We start from the raw sequence: 19,353 nt of genomic DNA, 5'->3' as shown, positions 1-19,353 counted from the left end.
TTAAGAAACCAATGAAAGGCCTAATTCTTCCATTAATCATTTTTTGTTCATCTATCTGTCCAATACTGGCCAATAAGCTGTTGATTCCCATGGATGATAGTCAGACGAATCATTTAAAAGCCTATGGTTTTACCTATAAAGTTCTTCAAGGTGAAGACGCAAAAGTATCTTGGCTTTTAAATTACCGAGGTGGTTCTTTCATGATGGACTATATTCCTTATTTTTCAAAGGATTTATTAAGTAAGGGGGTAGCTTATCAAATTATTTCGGACCAAGCTGCGGCACAAATTTTAGCAGAAGTTAATTCCGAGAGTTCGAATATGGAACAGGCCACTTTACAAAAAGTTCCCAAAATTGCTCTATATTCCCCTAAATCTGCTTCTCCTTGGGATGATGCCGTGTCATTAGCGCTTACCTATGCCGAAATTCCTTTTGAAATAATTTATGATCAAGAGGTATTGGATGGAAATTTGGCAAAATATGATTGGGTACATTTACACCATGAGGACTTTACGGGCCAAATGGGTAAAATGTTTACCCAAAAAGATCAAGTTTGGTATCAATTGCAATTGCAAGAAGACCAGCAAATGGCCAAGAAAAATGGTTTTTCCAAGGTTTCTCAAATGAAAGGTAAAGTAGCCTCCATGATTAAAGATTTTATGCTTGGAGGAGGTTATTTATTTGCCATGTGTACGGCTACAGATACATTTGATATAGCTCTCTCTACCTTAGGAATGGATGCTGTTCCAGCTTTTTATGATGGAGATGCTACTTCCTCCAATATCAGTTCAGATAATTTGAATTTTAAGAATACTGTTGCCTTTAAAGATTTCTCTTTAATCTTAAATTATCGGGTCAATGAATTTTCAACAATTGATTCGGCCCCCAATTATACCCAAAGACCTATTGCAGAAGAAAATGATTTTTTTGAATTGAATGAGTTTTCAGCAAAATCAGATATGATTCCTTGTATGTTGACCCAAAATCACCAACAAGTAATTCATGGTTTTATGGGACAAACCACAGGATTTGCGAGTGCTATGGTTAAATCAGAGGTTACTATATTAGCAGAAAATGAAAGTTTAAAAGAGGTGAAATACCTATATGGACAAGTTGGGAAAGGATTTTTTGCTTTTTTGGGTGGACATGATCCTGAAGATTATCAACATTTTGTCAATGAAGAACATACCGATTTAAGTCTTCATAAAAATTCACCTGGGTATCGTTTGATACTCAATAATATTTTATTCCCTTCTGCTAAAAAGAAGAAACAAAAGACCTAATTCAATTTTCTTAAATAATAATCCTCACCTCGCACTAATACACCTTCTACCAGAGTAGTGTCAGTACCTAATCGGATATCCCCTACTTGTGGTTTAAACACATTTTTACTAAAAAATAAATACTGAGCATCGGATGGGATGTTTTGAATACCTTGCTCAAAAGGATTTAATGGTATAAGCCTCCTAGAAAATTTGGCTCCCCATAATGGATATTCAAAGTCATCATTGATTGTCCCCAATGCAACCACTGCATTTTTAGGTACTATTTTTTCGAAATTTTGATATGCTTTGGTTATATCCGGACGATTGATGGTTAAGGCAGCTACGCGATCAAGTTCTAAAATCGATTTTTTTCCATAGGCATTAAAAGGCAAAGCTCGTATGTTTAGCCCCAAAGTGAAAATAGCTGAAAGACATATCGTAACGACAAAAATTCCCAAGAATATACTGGATATTATCTGTTGTTTTTTCTCAAAAATAAAACTAGAAACATAGGTCAACAATGGGAATAAATAGATTGCTGAACTTATCATATACCGGCCCTTCCAGGGGTCATATGCTGCTGTAAAAGCTAGGGTGGCAAAATGTATTGCAAAGGCCAACAAAAATAATGCCATGGTCCAATTTGGCCTTCTGACAAACATCAGTAAACTAGGTATAATAATGAAGATAAAAATACTTCCATAAATGGGACTACCATTATAGAATTCGAAGCGTTTATCAAATGTAAAAGGTACTATGGTGAATTCTGTAACTTTCTCTAAGCCCAAATGTAACCCTTGGTCCATTGCTCGGAATGGGGCTTTCATGGCATGATTTACTTTTTCAACAAGCATGATATTTCGAAGACCATCCAGGTTAAATAAATCAAAACCGTATCTAACTACATTTCGGCTCCCTTGAACTAATAAATTGCCTAGACTTCCTGCTCTTTCGACAGATTGGTGCTGTGTCGCAGTAGGTGGCCCGATCGGATGACCATAATGTATGAAATTAGCGATATAACCTGTGGCTGACACGTACAGCACTAAACCTAATATATGCGCTAAAAACAAATGTTTTACCACGAAAAAAGTGCGTTTCTTTAATGCTGGTAAAAAGCAAAAGGCGTATAAAATAAGTAATGGAATGAAAGAGAATACAAAAGTAATTTTATGGCTAAGGGCTAGTCCGAAAGTAAGTCCTGCCAAATATAAATAAATGGTTTTCTCTTGTTTTTTATAGGCTACCAAATAATAAACTATGGACGATAAGTATGCCGCCAGTACAATATCTGTTTCTGTGGTGATGGACTGCATGAGCACATTCGGCAGAAATAGGAAAATGATACTTAAAAAAAGTCTAGTTTTGAATTTGACTCCTAGATTTTTTAGAATTCCATAAATGCTAAAAGATAAGATCCAATAGGCTCCAATATTGGGTAATTTAAATAAATATTCATTGTACCCGCTCATGAGAAATGGGTAAACTTGCAAAGAACAAAAACTTCTGGGATAAGTGTCTATATTCCAATTTGTTCCTATAAAATGAGACATGGTGCCCCTTTTTAAGAAATATATGATTCGATTTAAATGCCCCGTCATACTATCCCACTCGTTGGGAGGGCTATTAAAAAGTAAGGTGATTTGTAAGGCTGTGATTACTAGAAAGGTCCAAAATAAGCAAGCAAAAATAAAACGCTCAATTCCAGATAACTTTAAATATGTTTGATGTGTCGTTTGTATGGCAGTTCCAATGACCTTAAAAGCAGAAATATGTTCCATTTCAAATGCAAACACAGGTCTTTGGAAGAAATAATACGTAAAAGAGGTAATAAAAAATGGAATGATGGCCCATAAAATACGGCTATTCCAAAGTTCTAAAGCGGATAATCCATAACCGGTAAGGATAACACTACTGGTATATATGGTAAAACCAATGATTAAGATTTCTTCCAAATTTTTATTAGAAATCTTAGATGCAACCTTGTAATTCATTAAAATAAATGAAATGAATGCTATCCAATACATAGTTTTATTTAATTAAAGGATTGATTCACTAAATCCGAAATCAATCTGATTTCTTCTTCGCTTATTTCGGCACTTAAAGGTAAACATAACACTCTTAAGGCAATATCTTCAGAAACCGGACAAGATTGTTTTTCTACAAAACTTAGGGTATTTAAAGATGGATAGAAATACCTTCTAGGATTAATTTGTACTGCATTCAGTTTTGAAACGGCTTTTAATAAACTTGATTCAGTAGGAAACATGACAGGATAATAGCTATAATTTCTGTCAATATGAGGGTTGAACTTAATCGAATCTCCTGGTACATTTAAAAGCTTATCATAAAGTTCACAAGCCCATTTTCGGTATTCTTTAATTTGGTCAAAATGACCTAGATTAACCAAACCCATGGCTGCATGAAACTCTGAATTTTTTCCGTTGATACCTGCAGAAAAATAATCATCATTCTTGTGTCCAAAACTACGTAATTCAATGATTTTAGCCGCCAATTTCGAATCGTTCGTAATCACCGCCCCTCCTTCTACACTATGGAATACTTTGGTAGCATGAAAACTGCAGGTACTTACCGTTCCATAGTTAAAAATGGATTTACCTTTATAATTCACACCAAATGCATGCGCGCCATCATAAATAAGCGGAATATGGTATTCTTTAGCTAATTCCTCTTGTGCTTCTAAATCTCCTGCATTGCCATACACATGAGTAGTTAAAATAGCTTTTGTATCAGGGCTTATTTTGGTTTTAATTTGAGCTGATTCCACCGTTAGGCTAATGGGGTCGATGTCAGCAAAAATAGGTTTGGAACCTTCCCAAATAATTGAATTAGAAGTAGCACAATAGGAAAATGGCGTAGTGATAACTTCTCCTTGAACCTGAAGTGCTTTTAAGGCTAATTGTAATGCTATGGTACCATTGGTAACAAAAATAACATGATCAACCTGTAAGTAATATCGAAGTTTTTGTTCTAATTCCCGTAACAAAGGGCCATCATTGGTTAAGTGATTGCTTTCCCAAATACGCTCTAAATAACTGACATATTCTTTTAAATCAGGTAAGAACGATTTGGTGACATGTAGCATAATTAGATAGAATCAGAAAGTTGACGAATAGGGAAAGGAAATACAGGTCTTACATAACCTGGCCATTTCCCATACCAAGTAGTATCTTCCCTATAATCAGCAATTTCAAAGTTAAATACTTCTTCGAAGTTATATAAGACGATGGACTTATCCTTAACAACCATAAAAGAAATGTGGTAAGTACCATCATTTAAGAAATGACCAGGTATTTCTAGGTTAGCTTGCACCAGACCAAGTCCAAAGGTTCCGGCAGGAGTTCCGACATTAAAAATACATTCACCTGTACTAGCAAAAAGATGTAAACTTACATTCAATTGTTGATTGGGTTCCGTATTCCAAAATTCAATACCTATATTTATCTTGTTTCTAATGTCTAGGTAAGATTGCCCTTCTAATAGTTCTGGTATGAGAGTAGCTCTTTTTAAACGGATTTGTTGGGACCCTGGAGCCGAATCAAATGTATCATAATTTTGCTCCAAACGATTCGTTTGAAGAGCCGCCATGTAATTGGAAAGTACTTCTCCCGTTTCGCCAAATTGCTTAACCTTTCCCTTCTCTAAGTGCAAGGTTTTATTACATAAATTGGCTACAGCTGTAAGATTGTGACTAACAAATAGTATCGTTTTATCATTGGCAGCTACTTCTCGCATTTTACCCAATGATTTCTTTTGAAAATCAGCATCGCCTACGGCTAAAACCTCATCGACAATCAGGATTTCAGGGTTTAAATGTGCTGAAATTGCAAATCCCAAACGTACATACATTCCTGATGAATAGCGTTTTACCGGAGTATCTAGAAAACGTGATATTTGCTCACCTGCAAAATCCACAATTTCATCAAATTGTGATTTTATTTCTTGTTTGGACATGCCTAAAATGGCACCATTTAAGAAGATATTTTCTCTACCTGTTAACTCGGGGTGGAATCCCGTACCTACCTCTAATAAACTAGCTACCTTCCCTCGTACATGAATTTCTCCACTGGTGGGCTTGGTAATTTTGCTTAGGATTTTTAACAATGTAGATTTCCCTGCACCATTACTACCTACGATTCCTAATTTATCACCTCGGTTTAAGGCAAATGAAACATCATTGACAGCCCAAAAAATTTCTTTTTCTTCTTTTGTCAATAAATTCTTTAAACCATTTTTTAAGCTAACTGCCCCTTTATTGGCTGATAGCTCATATTTTTTTGAAACGGAATCGACTTCAATAATGTGCATAAATGTTATAAATAATCCACGAAGGAGTCTTCTCTTTTATCAAAAATGATAATGCCTAGGATAAATACCGCAACACTGGCTATGATACTAATGACTAAATTTTGACCAGTAAGTAAATCATATTGGTTAATTAAACATGCTCTAAACAATTCCACTAAACCTGCCAATGGATTTATTATGTTGTAGTACAAAAACCATGATTTTTCAGACAATTGTTTCGTAGTATAGACAATAGGAGTAGCAAAAAATCCATATTGAACAATCAAAGGAACAATTTGCTGCACATCTCGGAATTTGACTGAAAATGAGGCAAATATTAATCCCAAGCCCAAGGCAAATAAACTAGTAATAAATAAGGCTATTGGCAAGAATACAATATATGGTGAAATGCTTTGATGAAGACTTAGTGCTAAAATCAAATATACGACCAAACCCACCAGGAAATCTACCAAAGAAACCGCTATCGAGGAAAAACAAATAATTAAGCGCGGGAAATATACTTTAGAAATTAAATTACTATTGACCAAAATAGAATTACTAATGGCTTGAAGTGAATTGGCAAAATAATTCCAAAATAGAATACCAGAAAATATGACGAGTTGAATTGGATAGCCTGAAATGTCTTGAATTTTAGCAACTTGCTTGTAGGCAAATAAAAAGACGAGCATCGTGGCTACAGGTTTAACTACTGCCCAGCTTAAACCCAATATTGTTTGTTTATATCTTACAGAAATATCTCTCTTGGCCAGTATGATTAGTAGTTCCCAATCACTACCTATTTCCTTGAGTTTTTGTTGTATAAGGTTCATGTAATCTAGGCCATTAATTCTTTATAGACACTTCGCATATATATCAATAAGGAAGTTATTAACATTCCAATGACCATGGCTACTAACGTGATAGGTCCCCAAAAATATACTTCAATTTTTGTTGGTAATTCTGAATCAGAAATGATGGTAAATAAAGGAGATTCTTTAATCAGAGAGAATTTTAAATTATCAAAATTCCGAACGGCTTCAAAATACATACTTTGCAATTGAGATGAGTTCATTTGTAATCTTTCAGCCGTAATTCTAGCCCTCTGATATATTATTTGTTGATTTTGGTCATTGTAATTCGCAAGCTTTCCTTGAGTATAGTACAAGGCAGATCGCAATGAATCCACTCGCTTATCCATGATCACCAACAATTCTTTGGATTTTTTCGTCTTAGTCTGAATATAAAACTCAGTAACTGTTTTTAAATAAAGTTTTGACCAGGTATAACTCAATGTATCATTACGTGTTTCTACAGTCATGGTTAAAAAAGAAGATTTAGGATTCTCATTACTGATCACCGTATTTCCTTTCAGGTATTCATAAATGGCATTCATGATATTTCTATCTTGCTCATTCGCTTTGCTTGGATCCGTAATTTTAAATCGATAATCGAAAAAATCATCAGGTAAATCACTCCATTCATGCTTTCTTAAATCAGCTTTTTGCAAGAAAAAATTAGCGAATAAATCTTCCTTATCCCCAAACTTTACACGAGTTAACATCGCTTTTCTGAATAAAGCTTTTGTCTTTAATAATTCCTTGAAGTTTTCTCCACTGAATAAGGAATTACTAGCAGTAAAGCCACCTAATCCCAAGCTGCTAGCTATATCAGCTAATCCTCCACCACCAGAACCCTCTGAATCCATGACAAATACAATCTGTGCTTTGTATATTTTATTTTGGCTACGAATTACCTCAACGGTAATACCCAAGACAAAGCCCACCAACGCACCAATAAACAGTTTTTTACGATGCTGTTTGAAAAATGGAATCAATAAAAAGCACTTAAATAATAAGCGTTTGAAAGAAAATTGATCAGATCTTAACTCTGCCATGTGTTTAGTTTGTTGTAGCTTTAATTAAGGTAATAATACCAATTAAACTAGTAAGCGTTCCTGTAAAAATTGATACCACCGAAACGATTTGTTGTCCTGTAGCTACTTTAGATTTCTTCGGCACGATGATCTCTGCTCCTTGCTCAATTTTTGGGTGGAAACGGAAAAATAAGAAGGATTTAGTTCTCTTAACTGATCCGTTTGAATATATCACATAGGCTCTTTTTCTAGCAGAACTAGCAGTAAATCCACCAGCCTCAGAAATGAAACCATAGAATGATTTACCATCGATATATTTTACGCTGTTAGGATATAATACCTCGCCAGAAACTTTTACGGTTTGTGGTTCTTTCGGAATATCAATGATGTCACCTTCAAGCACATATAAATCATCTTCGCCTCCCGGATTTTTTAATGCCTTAACTAAATCAATACCAATGGTTTCCTTCGTCTTTACAGTAGCGGCTGGGTCTCTTTGAGCTGTAATTCCTGTAAAATTGTCCTGAATCTCGTTTAATTGTTCCGCTTTTCTATTCTTTTCAAATTCAGTCAATTGGACTTTACGGATTAATTTTGCCCCTTTAGGATAGGCTTGTTTATTTAAACCTCCTGCTCTGGTAATAATTTCACTTAAGCGTTCATCTTTCTTTTCTAAGCCATATACACCTGGATAAATCACTTGCCCTTGAATAGTAATGAACTGTTGTAATTCATAATTAGGCGATGAACGAATAAACACCTCATCATAAGGTTGTAATTCAAAAGTTGATGCAGTCTCATCTAACTGCAACTTTTTACTAATGGAGAATCGTATAATTTCCGCAATTTGAGAATTGATAGGGGTATTATCTGCCAAATTCTTTTTTCTTCTTACAATTTCAACCACTCCTGTAGCAGCGGACTCTCTTAAACCTCCTGCTTGAAGGATTAAATCTTCCACCGTCATTTTTTCTACATAGGGAAGGGTTAATTTCAATTGACGGTTAATCAATTGATTAGCGGCATCATTGGATTTTAATTCTTCAGATATTTCACTTTCTATTTGAACAGCGTTGTTGTCGATGTTACCATCCGAATTTGCAAGATTACTTGATTCTTGCGAAGTAGCTACTTTACCTGCATTGCTCTCTGATTTATTTGTCCTGTCAGATTTGTTTTCAGAAGCATTGTCGTTTCGCTTTAAATTGATTTCTCCGTGAATGGTCACAGTATACCCCTCTTTTAAATCTAAAATGGAGAAAATAGAGATGTTATCTTCTCTTCTTAAAGCAATATCCTTGGCTTTATTATTCAGAATATCTTTTAGATTAACGGATAAATTTGTTTTAGATAAATCTGGATTAATGCGTTGGATTAATACACGATCTAAAAAAGCATTTTCTTTTAATCCTCCAGCCCTTTCAATTAATTTCAATAAACTTGGACTTCCTTCTAAAGCAAATTGACCAGGTCTGAAAACCTCTCCCACGATACTTAATTTGTTTTCAAATCGATCTTGATTAACCGATTCTACTTGAATAATATCACCAGTTTGTGGGTTAAATGAATCCATTAAAGCCGTGTTGAGGTCAATCAACTTTCTTTCTCGGTTAGTATACCGCGTGATTTTCACTAAATCCTTGAAAGCATCTTCCGTAAAACCTCCGGCAAAATCTTGGATTACTTTGGTCAAGTTTTCATTGGGCATTATTTCAAATAAAGCTGGCCTTTTCACTTTACCTCTAACTTCGATTCTATTTTTATACACCCCTACTTTAATGATATCCTGATCATGAATATTGACATCATTCTTCTGAATTCCAGCAGTTAGGAAATCATACAAATCTATATTGGCAATAACTTTTTTATTTCGAATCAATTGGATTTCACGATAAGTTCCGTTTTGATTAGGCCCTCCAGCAAGGTATAATACATTCATTACTCGTGCTAAGGAAGGAACAGAGTAAGTTCCAGGAAATAAAACCTCACCCTGCACTGTTACATTAACGGTACGAATACTACCTAAAGAAATAGAAGCATATAAATTGGTACTACTTGGTCCACTACCCTCTTTTCTAAGGCCTACAAAAATCTGGGATAATTTTGAAATTATTCTACTTTTCGCCTCTTCAATCGTTAAACCTGCCACATAAACATTCCCAATTCGGTTAATTTTCACATAACCGTCGGGACTAACGGTTAAATTGTAATGATCTTCCGAATAACCATTGATATCTACAATTAACTCATCATCTGGGCCTAAAACGTAAGATTTAGGCGTGGCAATTTTTAAATTGGGTTCAAAAGTCCCTGTTTTGTTATTGAAAATAGAATATCCAAATATCCTTTTTCTTAAATTAAATACGGCGGAATCTTCATCAGCTATTTCACCTGCATTTCGTTTACGTACAGTCATTAAACTATCGTAATTTTGCTTTTGCTTGGGTGTAGTCGTAATAGTTCTACGACCGATATTAGCTTGATTTTGAGGCTGATTTCTGATTTGACTATTAGAAGGATTATTATTCATTCGGTCCAAGAGTTGACCCTGCACTCCGAAAGGAATCGTTTGACTCATCATTTTTGTACTTAACAACAAGAATGCCATTAAGACAAAAGAAAAGTTTTTGTTCATAAAGTCTTTTATTTCTAATTTGACTGCAAATTAAAGAAAAAACATGATTTAATGCTAACTTTAAAGCTAATTGCACGCTTAGGCCTTGTCTTATTAAATTAATTATTTCAAAAATTATCTAGTGGAAGAAATTAACAGTACCCCCCCGATTTATAATGATGATAGTATCCGTTCCTTAGATTGGAAAGAGCATATCCGCTTAAGACCTGGTATGTATATCGGAAAATTAGGCGATGGTTCTTCGGTAGATGATGGAATTTATGTGCTAGTGAAAGAAATCATGGACAATTCCATTGATGAGCACATGATGGGCAACGGTAAGGTGATTGAAGTAAAGATCTCGGATCATAAAGTAGAAGTGCGTGACTTTGGTCGAGGAATACCTTTGGGAAAAGTGATTGATTGTGTTTCAAAAATCAATACAGGTGGTAAATATGATTCTGGAGCTTTTCAAAAGTCGGTTGGTTTAAATGGTGTAGGTACCAAGGCTACCAATGCACTTTCTCAATATTTTAAAGTTCAGTCTTTCCGTGACGGGCAAACCAAATGGGCTGAATTTTGTAAGGGGGAATTAACAGCAGAATCAGATGGTTTTGAAACTTCAAATGCCAAAAGTGGTACTTATGTTTGTTTTGAACCCGATAACAGTATATTTAAGAATTATCATTTTATTCCTCAATACCTAGATTCATTATTTTGGAATTATGCCTATTTGAATGCGGGTTTATCCATCAATTTTAATGGGGAAAAGTATTTTTCTCAAAATGGTTTACTGGATTTACTATCTAAAAAAACCAATGCCGAAGAGAATAGATATCCTATCATTCACCTAAAAGGAAATGATATTGAACTTGCCATCACACATAATAATCAATACGGTGAAGAATATTATTCTTTTGTCAATGGTCAAAATACTACCCAAGGTGGTACTCACCTAGCGGCTTTTCGCGAGGCAATTGTCCGTACTGTTAGAGAATTTTATAAAAAGGATTTCGATCCTTCTGATGTAAGGGCCAGTATAGTTGGTGCTATTGCAATACGAGTACAAGAACCTGTTTTTGAATCTCAAACTAAGACTAAACTAGGTTCAACAACCATTTCTCCAGATTCTAATTCGACCTCCATTCGTTCGTTTATAGGTGATTTTGTCAAAACAGAATTAGATAATTTTTTACACAAGAATCCAAGCACTGCTGATGCCATATTAAAACGCATATTGCAATCAGAAAGAGAGAGAAAGGATATTGCAGGTATTAAAAAATTGGCCAACGAAAGAGCGAAAAAAGCCAATTTGCACAATAAAAAATTGAGGGATTGTCGCGTGCATTTGCCTGATGAAAAATCGGATTCACGCCATGATACCATTTTGTTCATAACTGAGGGAGATTCTGCCAGTGGCTCCATTACAAAGTCCAGAGATGTTCAAACACAAGCTGTATTTAGTTTACGTGGTAAACCTTTAAACTGCTTTGGTTTAACAAAAAAAATCGTCTACGAAAACGAGGAGTTTAATCTTTTACAACATGCCCTAGATATAGAAGATAGCTTGGATAATTTGCGGTATAACAAAATTGTTATTGCTACCGATGCCGACGTAGATGGCATGCACATTCGCTTGCTGATTTTAACTTTCTTTCTTCAATTTTTCCCGGACTTAGTAAGAAATGGGCACCTATACATTTTAGAAACCCCACTTTTCAGAGTAAGAAATAAAAAGGAAACGATTTATTGTTATTCCGATGAGGAAAGAAGGAACGCCATTGAAAAGTTAAGTCCAAAACCTGAAATCACTCGTTTTAAGGGATTGGGAGAGATTTCCCCTGAAGAGTTTGGAACGTTTATTGGGGAAAATATCAAATTGGAACCAGTTATTCTTGAAAAGGAATTTACCATACCTCAATTATTAACTTATTACATGGGAAAAAATACCCCTGAAAGGCAAAAGTTTATCATTGAGAACTTAATTATCGAAAAAGATTTAGAGGAAGTTTTGTTAAACTAAAAGTTTAAAACCAATAATTGTTTTAGTTCATGTAAAGCTTTGGCTGTACCTGCTTTTTCTGCCATTTCAATCCCTTTCTCCAATACTTGCTTAGCTTTGTCTTCTTCACCTATTTCCAAAAGGTAGTCGGCAAAGCTATAATAGCTAGGTATGTAAGTCGGAAACTTGTTTAACAAATCATCAAATACTTCCCTAGAGGCAGCTTCTTCTCCCTCTTTTTTTAATTCCAAAGCCAACAAATAATAATTAAACGGATTCTCAGGCTCCAGTTTAATTTCGTTTTTTATAAATTCTTTACGCTCCATTTTTGTAATTTTAAAAACAAATTAGTATGCTTGCATAACATTTTTTTAATCGCCTATGAAAATCTTAGTTTGCATATCGGTTGTACCCGATACCACATCCAAAATTACACTAGATTCATCAAATACTCGTATTAATTCCGAGGGGCTCACCTTTATTGTTGGACCTTATGATGATTACGCATTATCCAGAGCTATTGAAATTAAGGAACAAACACAAGCTGAATTAGTCGTGTTGCACATTGGTACTGCTGATTCGGAAGCGTTAATCAGAAAATGCCTGGCCTTAGGTGCAGATCGAGCTGTTAGAATTGATACACCTGCGTTTGATTCCTTTCAAGTAGCTCAAGAAATTATACAGTATGCCCAAGATCAATCTTTTGATTTAATCATGATGGGTAAAGAATCCATTGATTACAATAGTGGCACTGTTCATGCCTTGGTGGCACATGGTTTATCTTACAACCATTTTTCACCAGTTATGCATTTAGATTACGAAGGAGATAAATTGGTTTTAGAAATAGAAACAGATCAAGGTAAGTCCAAGGTTAGCTCTGCCCTTCCTGCAGTATTAGGTTGTCAGGAACCTATTGCAGAATGGAAAATCCCATCTATGAGAGGTATCATGACGGCCAGGACCAAGGAAATAGCTGTTGTGGCTCCCAGTCATGCTAGCTTGGAGCAACATATTTCTGCGCAAGTAGTAGAGACTGAACGTTTACAAAAAATGATTCCTGCTGAAAATGCTGAATCCTTAATCGATCTTTTAAAAAGTGAAAACCTAATATAAGATGAAAAATCTAGCAGTATTTATCGATATAAAAAACGGCCAATTAGCCGATAGCTCTAAAAGACTTTTAGATTTCGCCGGTGATTGGGCTGGGACAAATGGGGCTGAAGCGATTTATGTATACGGTTTTGATCATATTTCTTTAGATCAATTGAATTCCCATAGCTTTATTAAGCAATACATCCACATTAAAATTCCAGGGTTAGTAAATCACGGTCAAATAATGTCTCCTTTATTGAATGATGTGAAGCAAAAAGGGATTAGTCAAATTCTATATGTGAAATCATTACTGACCGACACAATAGCTTCTTTCTTGGCTAAATCTTTATCAGTTCCAGTAGTTTCGAATGTGCTTAAGCTTCAAAAAGTTTCTGATGGATATCAATTTACGAAGTCAATTTTCTCAGGAAAGGCATTGTTGACGACACAAGTTAATGGCGATTCATTTATTGCTGCATTTAGCAAAGCTTTTTCGGTGGATGTTCCTCAGGGAACAGGAAGTTCATCAATTAGTCAAGCTGAAGTTTCCTTAGGTACAGATTCTCAAAATAAATTAATTGAAAATTTCCCATTAACTGGTTCAATTCCGCTTCCAGATGCAGCTATTGTAGTTGGTGCTGGTAGAGGATTTAAAGATCCATCCAATTGGGGAATTGTTGAGGATTTAGCCAAGGAGCTTGGGGCAGCGACGGCATGTTCAAAGCCTGTTTCGGATTTAAATTGGAGACCTCACCATGAGCACGTAGGACAAACAGGAGTTAAAATTGCTCCTAAATTATATTTGGCCTGCGGTATTTCGGGTGCTATTCAGCATTTGGCTGGGGTAAATGGTTCCAGAAAAATAGTTGTAATTAATAATGATCCAGAAGCACCTTTTTTCAAGCATGCGGATTATGGTATTGTTGGAGATGTCTTTGATGTACTTCCGAGATTGTTAAATAAGCTTAAAAGCCATTAATTTTAGGCCATTTTTTGATACATTTGTTTTTTAAAATGTAGCCTTGAACGATTATTTAAAATTAAGTATAGTTTCAGTATCTCCTAGTTCCGTGGGAGCAAGTTCTTTTATTTTGCTCTTACAATCAGAAGATTATCCAAACCTAAGGTTTCCCATTGTCATAGGTAATCAGGAAGCGCAGGCTATTTCTGTTTATCTTGAGCAAATTCAAACTAGTAGGCCATTAACACACGATTTATTTATTCAAGTCATCGAAAAATCAAATTTGGATTTAAATCGTGTGTTAATTACTGATTTTAAAGAAGGTATTTTCTATGCCAAAATCGAATTTTTTCAGGATGGTTCGCTTATTGAAATAGATGCTCGGCCAAGTGATTCCATTGCCCTAGCACTCCGTGCTCAAAAAAATATTTTTATCAAAGAAAGTTTACTTAAATCCATTTGCATACCAGATGAGGAAGAAGAGGAATCGGATGAAGACCTCTCCTATTCCGTGGATATTCCTGTTTACCAACCTAATTCCCTTAGCTTATCCGAATTAGAAGGTTTATTGGAAAAAGCATTGGTTGATGAAAATTATGAAGAAGCAGCTAGATTAAGAGATCAAATTGAAATATTAAATAAACAAAAATGAAATATTCTAAAGCTAAACCGAGTTCAACCAACCTCTTGTTGATTTTCTCTATTTCTAGTTTGGCCTTTATAATTTGCGTTTTCTTTCAATTGTTCGTAGGAATTAAATCCTGGGGAGATGATATTAAATCGCAAATGAAAATATACGTTTACATGGAGGATTCTCTTAATAGTCAACAATTAATTGAATCGTATAAATTATTAGCTAAAAAGCCTTTTGTTCAAAATTTAGGTAGCAAAAAAGAAATTGCCTTTGTTTCCAAAGATAAAATTGCTGCTGATTTTTTAAAATCAAATCACGAAAATTACCAAGACCTGTTAGGAGAAGATAATCCATTTAAAAACCTATTTGTATTAAGTATTAGTGAGGAATTTAAATCAGGTAAATCTTTTGAAAAAATAGCCGCTGAATTAAAGAATTTTCCAGGTGTTTATGAAGTCACTTACCCGAATGCTTTTTTAGATTCTTTTTTGTCAAAAATCAAGCATGTCGGCTGGATTATTTTAGTTTTTATTGTTCTGTTGAGTGCTTTTATCTACCTACAATTATCCAATTATATTCGATTAAATATTCACAGCAATAGGGTTTTAATCAAAACAATGCAATTATTGGGTTCAACCAATGCCTTTATTCGTAAACCTTATTTATTGAATTCCTTATTATTGGGATTGTTGGGCGGTGGTTTAGGCTATCTAGTTTCCAATGGGGTATTCTATTATTTTATTCAAAGTTTACCCGAGACTAGTTTTCTGTTTTTTGATTTAAATAACCAGCTACAGTTGTTTCTCTTAGCTGTTCTTAGTTCTTCCTTATTTAGTGTTATTTCCACCTATTTTTCATTGAATCGTTACTTGAAGATTCAACACACTAACTTATTTTAATATGGCTAATCCAACTAATTCCAATCTACCCTTAAACCGAAAAGATATTTTAATTTTGGTTGCTGGACTTTGCATCATGATTCTAGGTTTTTTTGTCATGACTTTGGATAAAGAACCCTTTGGCTTTGGATTTTTGGGAATCACCTTAGGCCCTATTTTAGTATTAATAGGCGTAATTCTCCCCATTTTTTCTTTGTTTAAAATCAAGAAATAATGAATCAATTTTTTGAGGCAATTGTGCTAGGCATTGTAGAGGGTTTAAGTGAGTTTTTACCAGTTTCTTCTACTGCTCACATTATTGTAGCTGAAAAGTTATTAGGCATAGAGCCCTCTAAATACCTGAATTTTTTTACGGTTTTTATTCAATTAGGGGCTATTGCAGCTGTTCCTTTTCTTTATTTTAAACGTCTTTTTCAATCTTTTCGCGTTTATAAATATATCATTGCTTCTTTTATACCAGCAGCCATATTTGGTGTATTATTAGATGATCTCTTAGAATCATTATTTCAGGGTTATTGGTTCATCGCTGCCTCATGGGTAGTAGGAGGCCTACTATTGATTAAAATTGACGATTGGGTGAAAGACAAGGATCATCAACATGACAATATTGAAAACATGTCCATTCCTCAATCCATTAAAATAGGCTTATACCAGTGTTTGGCTATGATTCCTGGAGTTTCTCGTTCAGGAGCATCCATTATCGGAGGACGTTTAGTTGGATTAAATCACCGTGCTGCTGTCGAATTTTCATTTTTGTTGGGTATTCCTACTATTTTAGGAGCATGTGCCAAGAAACTTTTGGATTACCGCCATGATTTAGATGTTATTTTAAATCCTACCAATAGTATTTCTTTACTAATTGGGGCTGTTATTAGTTTTATTATTGCGCTAGTAACAATTCGGTGGATGGTGGATCTAGTAAATAAATATGGCTTTAAATTCTTTGGTTATTATCGAGTTTTGGCTGGTATCTTTTTAGCATTATACTTGTGGATGATTTAATTCCAGTTGAAGATAAATTCTATTTAATAGATAAGCCCAAAACTTGGACTTCCTTTGATGCTGTTCGTAAAATCAGAAACATGGGTAAGTTTAAGAAAATAGGTCATGCAGGTACCTTAGATCCATTAGCCTCTGGTCTTTTGATTATATGTGTTGGAAAGTACACCAAAAAAATTGAGTATTTCCAGTCACTTCCGAAAACCTATACCGGTTCATTTGTTTTAGGAAAAACGACACCATCCATTGATTTGGAAACAGATTTTGATGAGGAGTATCCAATTGATCATATTACTCCTGAATTATTGGAAAAAGCAAGACAATCCTTACTGGGTGAAATTCAACAAATCCCTCCTATTTATTCAGCTGTTAAACAAAATGGTCAACGTTTGTATGTTCAAGCTAGGAAAGGTTTGACTGAAAAGGACGTTGAAATAAAAATTCGCCAAGCTAGCGTATATGAATTTGAAATAGATACTACTCATTTTCCCGAAATCAAGTTTAACATAACTTGTTCCAAAGGAACCTACATTCGAAGTATGGTGAGGGATTTTGGTTTTTTCTTAAATTCTGGCGCTTATTTAAAAGAACTAGTTAGAAGTCAAATAGGAGATTATTGTCTCGATAAGGCTCAATCCATCGAGAAATTTAGTGCAGAGCAGTATGAAATACTTTTATAATTTTCCTGATAAGGCTTTTATCAAACAATCCGTTATTACCATTGGAATGTTTGATGGTGTGCATTTAGGTCATGCTAAAGTATTATCAGAATGCGTGAACATTGCCAAGGATAAAGGAATTAATTCCATCGTTATTTCTTTTAGTAACCACCCCTCCTCCTATTTTAATCCCAATAATATTTCGGAAAATAGTTTATTAAGTCCCGATATAGAAAAAGTAGATTGGATAGCCTCATTAGCTATAGACTATTTATTTATGATCCCATTTGATCATTATATCGCGCATTTACCAGCTGAAAATTTCATAGAAGATATTCTTATAGCCAAATTTGGAATAAGTGATTTAGTTCTAGGTTACGATAATCGTTTTGGATACCAGAGAAAAGGATCTGTTGATTTCGTCAATCAGTATTATACCAATCAAATTCAAGCATATTCGGTGGACGTAGCCAAATTAGGTGATGAAATAATAAGTTCATCCTTGATTAAAGAATATATTGGTCAGGGAAATTTAGTCAAGGCCAATACCATGCTAGGTAGAAATTATTCCTTACGTGGAAAAATCATACATGGTAATCATCAAGGTCGTGAATTGGGATATCCCACAGCTAATTTGTCCCTTGATGATAAAGACAAGTTAATACCTAGTTTGGGTGTATATGTCAGTATAATGAAATGGAATGGTCGGGTTTTTGGAGGGGTAAGCAATATCGGTAAAAGACCCACCATCACCCAGGATACTTACATATCCATCGAAACGCATTTGTTTGATTTTCATGAAGATATCTATGACCAACAAGTGGAGGTAGAATTGCTTGAAAAAATTAGAGATGAAAAAAAATTCTCATCTCTACAAGAATTGATGAATCAAATATCCCAAGATGCAGCTTTTGCTAAAAAGCAATTAGCAAAGGTTCATATAACTTCCTAAGAAAATAATTTCGTCTTTTCTTTTTTCTAGAATCTGCTGTACATTTTCATCTAATTTATTGCCCTCAATGTCAATAAAGAACCAAAACTTAAACTCGTGGGTATCTTTTTGAGGTCTAGATTCAATCTTTAACAAGTTTATTTGTACATCTTCGAAGTCTTTTAAGAGGGATAATAAAGCACCTGGTTTATCGTCATGCTTTAATTTAACAGCTAAGCTTGTTTTATCCTTATCCGTTTTCTTTAGATTTTCTACTTTTGAAATAATGAAGAATCTAGTTTGATTCGCTTCACTGTCTTGGATATTATCAAATAAAATAGGTAATGAATAAATTTTTGCTGCAATATGTGAACATAATGCTGCGGCTTTAGTATCCTCAACGGCTAATTTGGCCGCTTTTGACGTCGAATCTACTTGTACAAAGAAATCTTCTGGTTTGTGATTAAAGTAATCCTGCAAAAATCCTTTACACTGTTGGAATGCAATATCCTTGGAATATATCTTTTGTATTTGATGAATGGAATTTTCTTTAGATGCCAAACAGAAATTTACGGGGATTATGATTTCTGAAATGATGAATAAATTTCTCTCATTTAATAGGTCCATGGTTTCTTTGACCATCCCCTCTTGATTATTTTCAATGGGTACCACACCATACTTAGCTCTGCCCGTCTCAACCGAATCAAATACTGAGCGAATGGAAGGTAATGAGATATAGTCTGCCACTGCTCCAAATCTACTTTCTGCAGCTTGATGCGTAAAGCTACCCTCTGGGCCTAAAAAAGAAATTATTTCTGGTAATTCTAAGTTTCTAGATACACCAAATATTTCTAAAAATATAGCTTCAATGGCCGCTTTACTTAATTTTCCCGTGTATTTGGATGCCAATCGATCTACAATTTCTTTTTCTCTATCAGGATGATAAATAACGGTATTGTTTTCTCTTTTTAATCTTCCTATCTCCTCTACAAACTCCATGCGTTCTACGAGCAATTTTAGGATTGAATCGTCAATGGAATCTATGTTTTCTCTTAATTGTTGTATGCTTTTCATTCGGGATAATTTTCAATGCAGCTCAAAATTACTAATTTTGAT

The 19,353-nt window shown here is 34.6% G+C and carries 18 protein-coding genes; 10 read left to right on the top strand and 8 right to left on the bottom strand.

All coding sequences use genetic code 11. The features are described 5' to 3' along the window. Positions 1-11: 11 nt before the first annotated feature. Entirely contained in the window at positions 12-1,283 is a 1,272-nt protein-coding gene (locus ACST15_RS01435; RefSeq protein ID WP_459452871.1) for an asparagine synthetase B, read from the top strand. Here ACST15_RS01435 and ACST15_RS01430 read toward each other — a convergent pair. From ACST15_RS01430 to ACST15_RS01405, 6 genes are read right to left on the bottom strand one after another with little or no spacing between them, the layout of a single operon-like run. Then, positions 1,280-3,292 (bottom strand): ArnT family glycosyltransferase, encoded by a 2,013-nt coding sequence (locus tag ACST15_RS01430; protein WP_459452870.1) that lies wholly within the window; start codon positions 3,290-3,292, stop codon positions 1,280-1,282. The two genes, ACST15_RS01435 and ACST15_RS01430, sit on opposite strands and share 4 nt — an antisense overlap. 8 nt (positions 3,293-3,300) lie before the next feature. Then, on the bottom strand, positions 3,301-4,371 hold the full coding sequence (locus ACST15_RS01425; protein WP_459452869.1) for a DegT/DnrJ/EryC1/StrS family aminotransferase: 1,071 nt from the start codon (positions 4,369-4,371) through the stop codon (positions 3,301-3,303). Positions 4,372-4,373: 2 nt separating this feature from the next. Further along, a complete protein-coding gene (locus ACST15_RS01420) occupies positions 4,374-5,594 on the bottom strand; it encodes an ABC transporter ATP-binding protein (protein WP_459452868.1) in 1,221 nt (406 codons plus the stop codon). Between the two features lie 5 nt (positions 5,595-5,599). Continuing rightward, positions 5,600-6,403: an ABC transporter permease gene (locus ACST15_RS01415; protein WP_459452867.1), complete on the bottom strand. Its 804-nt coding sequence runs from the start codon at positions 6,401-6,403 to the stop codon at positions 5,600-5,602. 5 nt (positions 6,404-6,408) lie between these two features. Further along, the gene (locus ACST15_RS01410) at positions 6,409-7,467 is read right to left on the bottom strand and encodes a hypothetical protein (protein WP_459452866.1); all 1,059 of its coding nucleotides are present in this window, start codon (positions 7,465-7,467) and stop codon (positions 6,409-6,411) included. Between the two features lie 4 nt (positions 7,468-7,471). Then, on the bottom strand, positions 7,472-10,081 hold the full coding sequence (locus tag ACST15_RS01405) for an SLBB domain-containing protein (protein ID WP_459452865.1): 2,610 nt from the start codon (positions 10,079-10,081) through the stop codon (positions 7,472-7,474). Positions 10,082-10,202: 121 nt separating this feature from the next. Here ACST15_RS01405 and ACST15_RS01400 point away from each other — a divergent pair, with 121 nt between their 5' ends. Continuing rightward, entirely contained in the window at positions 10,203-12,083 is a 1,881-nt protein-coding gene (locus tag ACST15_RS01400; RefSeq protein ID WP_459452864.1) for a DNA topoisomerase IV subunit B, read from the top strand. Here ACST15_RS01400 and ACST15_RS01395 read toward each other — a convergent pair. After that, the gene (locus ACST15_RS01395; RefSeq protein ID WP_459452863.1) at positions 12,080-12,388 is read right to left on the bottom strand and encodes a tetratricopeptide repeat protein; all 309 of its coding nucleotides are present in this window, start codon (positions 12,386-12,388) and stop codon (positions 12,080-12,082) included. The genes ACST15_RS01400 and ACST15_RS01395 overlap by 4 nt on opposite strands. Positions 12,389-12,443: 55 nt before the next feature. Here ACST15_RS01395 and ACST15_RS01390 point away from each other — a divergent pair, with 55 nt between their 5' ends. Genes ACST15_RS01390 through ACST15_RS01355 form a run of 8 tightly spaced genes read left to right on the top strand, consistent with a single transcriptional unit; the run spans position 12,444 to position 18,258 of the window. After that, positions 12,444-13,175, top strand: a complete 732-nt coding sequence (locus ACST15_RS01390; protein WP_459452862.1) for an electron transfer flavoprotein subunit beta/FixA family protein — start codon at positions 12,444-12,446, stop codon at positions 13,173-13,175. 1 nt (position 13,176) lies between these two features. Continuing rightward, entirely contained in the window at positions 13,177-14,133 is a 957-nt protein-coding gene (locus tag ACST15_RS01385) for an electron transfer flavoprotein subunit alpha/FixB family protein (protein WP_459452861.1), read from the top strand. A 43-nt stretch (positions 14,134-14,176) separates the two neighbouring features. Then, positions 14,177-14,767, top strand: a complete 591-nt coding sequence (locus tag ACST15_RS01380; RefSeq protein ID WP_459452860.1) for a bifunctional nuclease family protein — start codon at positions 14,177-14,179, stop codon at positions 14,765-14,767. Next, positions 14,764-15,648 carry a cell division protein FtsX gene (locus ACST15_RS01375; RefSeq protein WP_459452859.1) on the top strand — a complete coding sequence of 295 codons (885 nt, stop codon included), beginning with the start codon at positions 14,764-14,766 and terminating at the stop codon, positions 15,646-15,648. The genes ACST15_RS01380 and ACST15_RS01375 overlap by 4 nt, the downstream gene beginning before the upstream one ends. A gap of 1 nt (position 15,649) precedes the next feature. Beyond that, entirely contained in the window at positions 15,650-15,862 is a 213-nt protein-coding gene (locus ACST15_RS01370; protein WP_459452858.1) for a DUF3098 domain-containing protein, read from the top strand. After that, positions 15,862-16,650 carry an undecaprenyl-diphosphate phosphatase gene (locus tag ACST15_RS01365; RefSeq protein ID WP_459452857.1) on the top strand — a complete coding sequence of 263 codons (789 nt, stop codon included), beginning with the start codon at positions 15,862-15,864 and terminating at the stop codon, positions 16,648-16,650. The genes ACST15_RS01370 and ACST15_RS01365 overlap by 1 nt, the downstream gene beginning before the upstream one ends. Next, positions 16,638-17,327, top strand: a complete 690-nt coding sequence (truB, locus tag ACST15_RS01360) for a tRNA pseudouridine(55) synthase TruB (RefSeq protein ID WP_459452856.1) — start codon at positions 16,638-16,640, stop codon at positions 17,325-17,327. The genes ACST15_RS01365 and truB overlap by 13 nt, the downstream gene beginning before the upstream one ends. Beyond that, positions 17,311-18,258, top strand: coding sequence for a bifunctional riboflavin kinase/FAD synthetase (locus ACST15_RS01355; RefSeq protein ID WP_459452855.1), 948 nt, complete (start codon positions 17,311-17,313; stop codon positions 18,256-18,258). Before truB ends, ACST15_RS01355 begins: the two co-directional genes overlap by 17 nt. On the opposite strand, the gene pheA is transcribed toward ACST15_RS01355, so the two are convergent. Then, positions 18,232-19,311, bottom strand: coding sequence for a prephenate dehydratase (pheA, locus tag ACST15_RS01350; RefSeq protein WP_459452854.1), 1,080 nt, complete (start codon positions 19,309-19,311; stop codon positions 18,232-18,234). The two genes, ACST15_RS01355 and pheA, sit on opposite strands and share 27 nt — an antisense overlap. Between the last annotated feature and the right edge of the window lie 42 nt (positions 19,312-19,353).

The organism is Aquirufa sp. Wall-65K1, from assembly GCF_054558475.1.
This window is presented reverse-complemented; position numbering and strand designations above follow the sequence as displayed.

Coding starts and splice junctions, on each gene's coding strand:
- ACST15_RS01435 (WP_459452871.1), top strand. CDS start 12: ATGAAAGGCCTAATTCTTCCATTAATCATTTTTTGTTCATCTATCTGT.
- ACST15_RS01430 (WP_459452870.1), bottom strand. CDS start 3,292: ATGTATTGGATAGCATTCATTTCATTTATTTTAATGAATTACAAGGTT.
- ACST15_RS01425 (WP_459452869.1), bottom strand. CDS start 4,371: ATGCTACATGTCACCAAATCGTTCTTACCTGATTTAAAAGAATATGTC.
- ACST15_RS01420 (WP_459452868.1), bottom strand. CDS start 5,594: ATGCACATTATTGAAGTCGATTCCGTTTCAAAAAAATATGAGCTATCA.
- ACST15_RS01415 (WP_459452867.1), bottom strand. CDS start 6,403: ATGAACCTTATACAACAAAAACTCAAGGAAATAGGTAGTGATTGGGAA.
- ACST15_RS01410 (WP_459452866.1), bottom strand. CDS start 7,467: ATGGCAGAGTTAAGATCTGATCAATTTTCTTTCAAACGCTTATTATTT.
- ACST15_RS01405 (WP_459452865.1), bottom strand. CDS start 10,081: ATGAACAAAAACTTTTCTTTTGTCTTAATGGCATTCTTGTTGTTAAGT.
- ACST15_RS01395 (WP_459452863.1), bottom strand. CDS start 12,388: ATGGAGCGTAAAGAATTTATAAAAAACGAAATTAAACTGGAGCCTGAG.
- ACST15_RS01390 (WP_459452862.1), top strand. CDS start 12,444: ATGAAAATCTTAGTTTGCATATCGGTTGTACCCGATACCACATCCAAA.
- ACST15_RS01385 (WP_459452861.1), top strand. CDS start 13,177: ATGAAAAATCTAGCAGTATTTATCGATATAAAAAACGGCCAATTAGCC.
- ACST15_RS01375 (WP_459452859.1), top strand. CDS start 14,764: ATGAAATATTCTAAAGCTAAACCGAGTTCAACCAACCTCTTGTTGATT.
- ACST15_RS01370 (WP_459452858.1), top strand. CDS start 15,650: ATGGCTAATCCAACTAATTCCAATCTACCCTTAAACCGAAAAGATATT.
- ACST15_RS01365 (WP_459452857.1), top strand. CDS start 15,862: ATGAATCAATTTTTTGAGGCAATTGTGCTAGGCATTGTAGAGGGTTTA.
- ACST15_RS01355 (WP_459452855.1), top strand. CDS start 17,311: ATGAAATACTTTTATAATTTTCCTGATAAGGCTTTTATCAAACAATCC.
- pheA (WP_459452854.1), bottom strand. CDS start 19,311: ATGAAAAGCATACAACAATTAAGAGAAAACATAGATTCCATTGACGAT.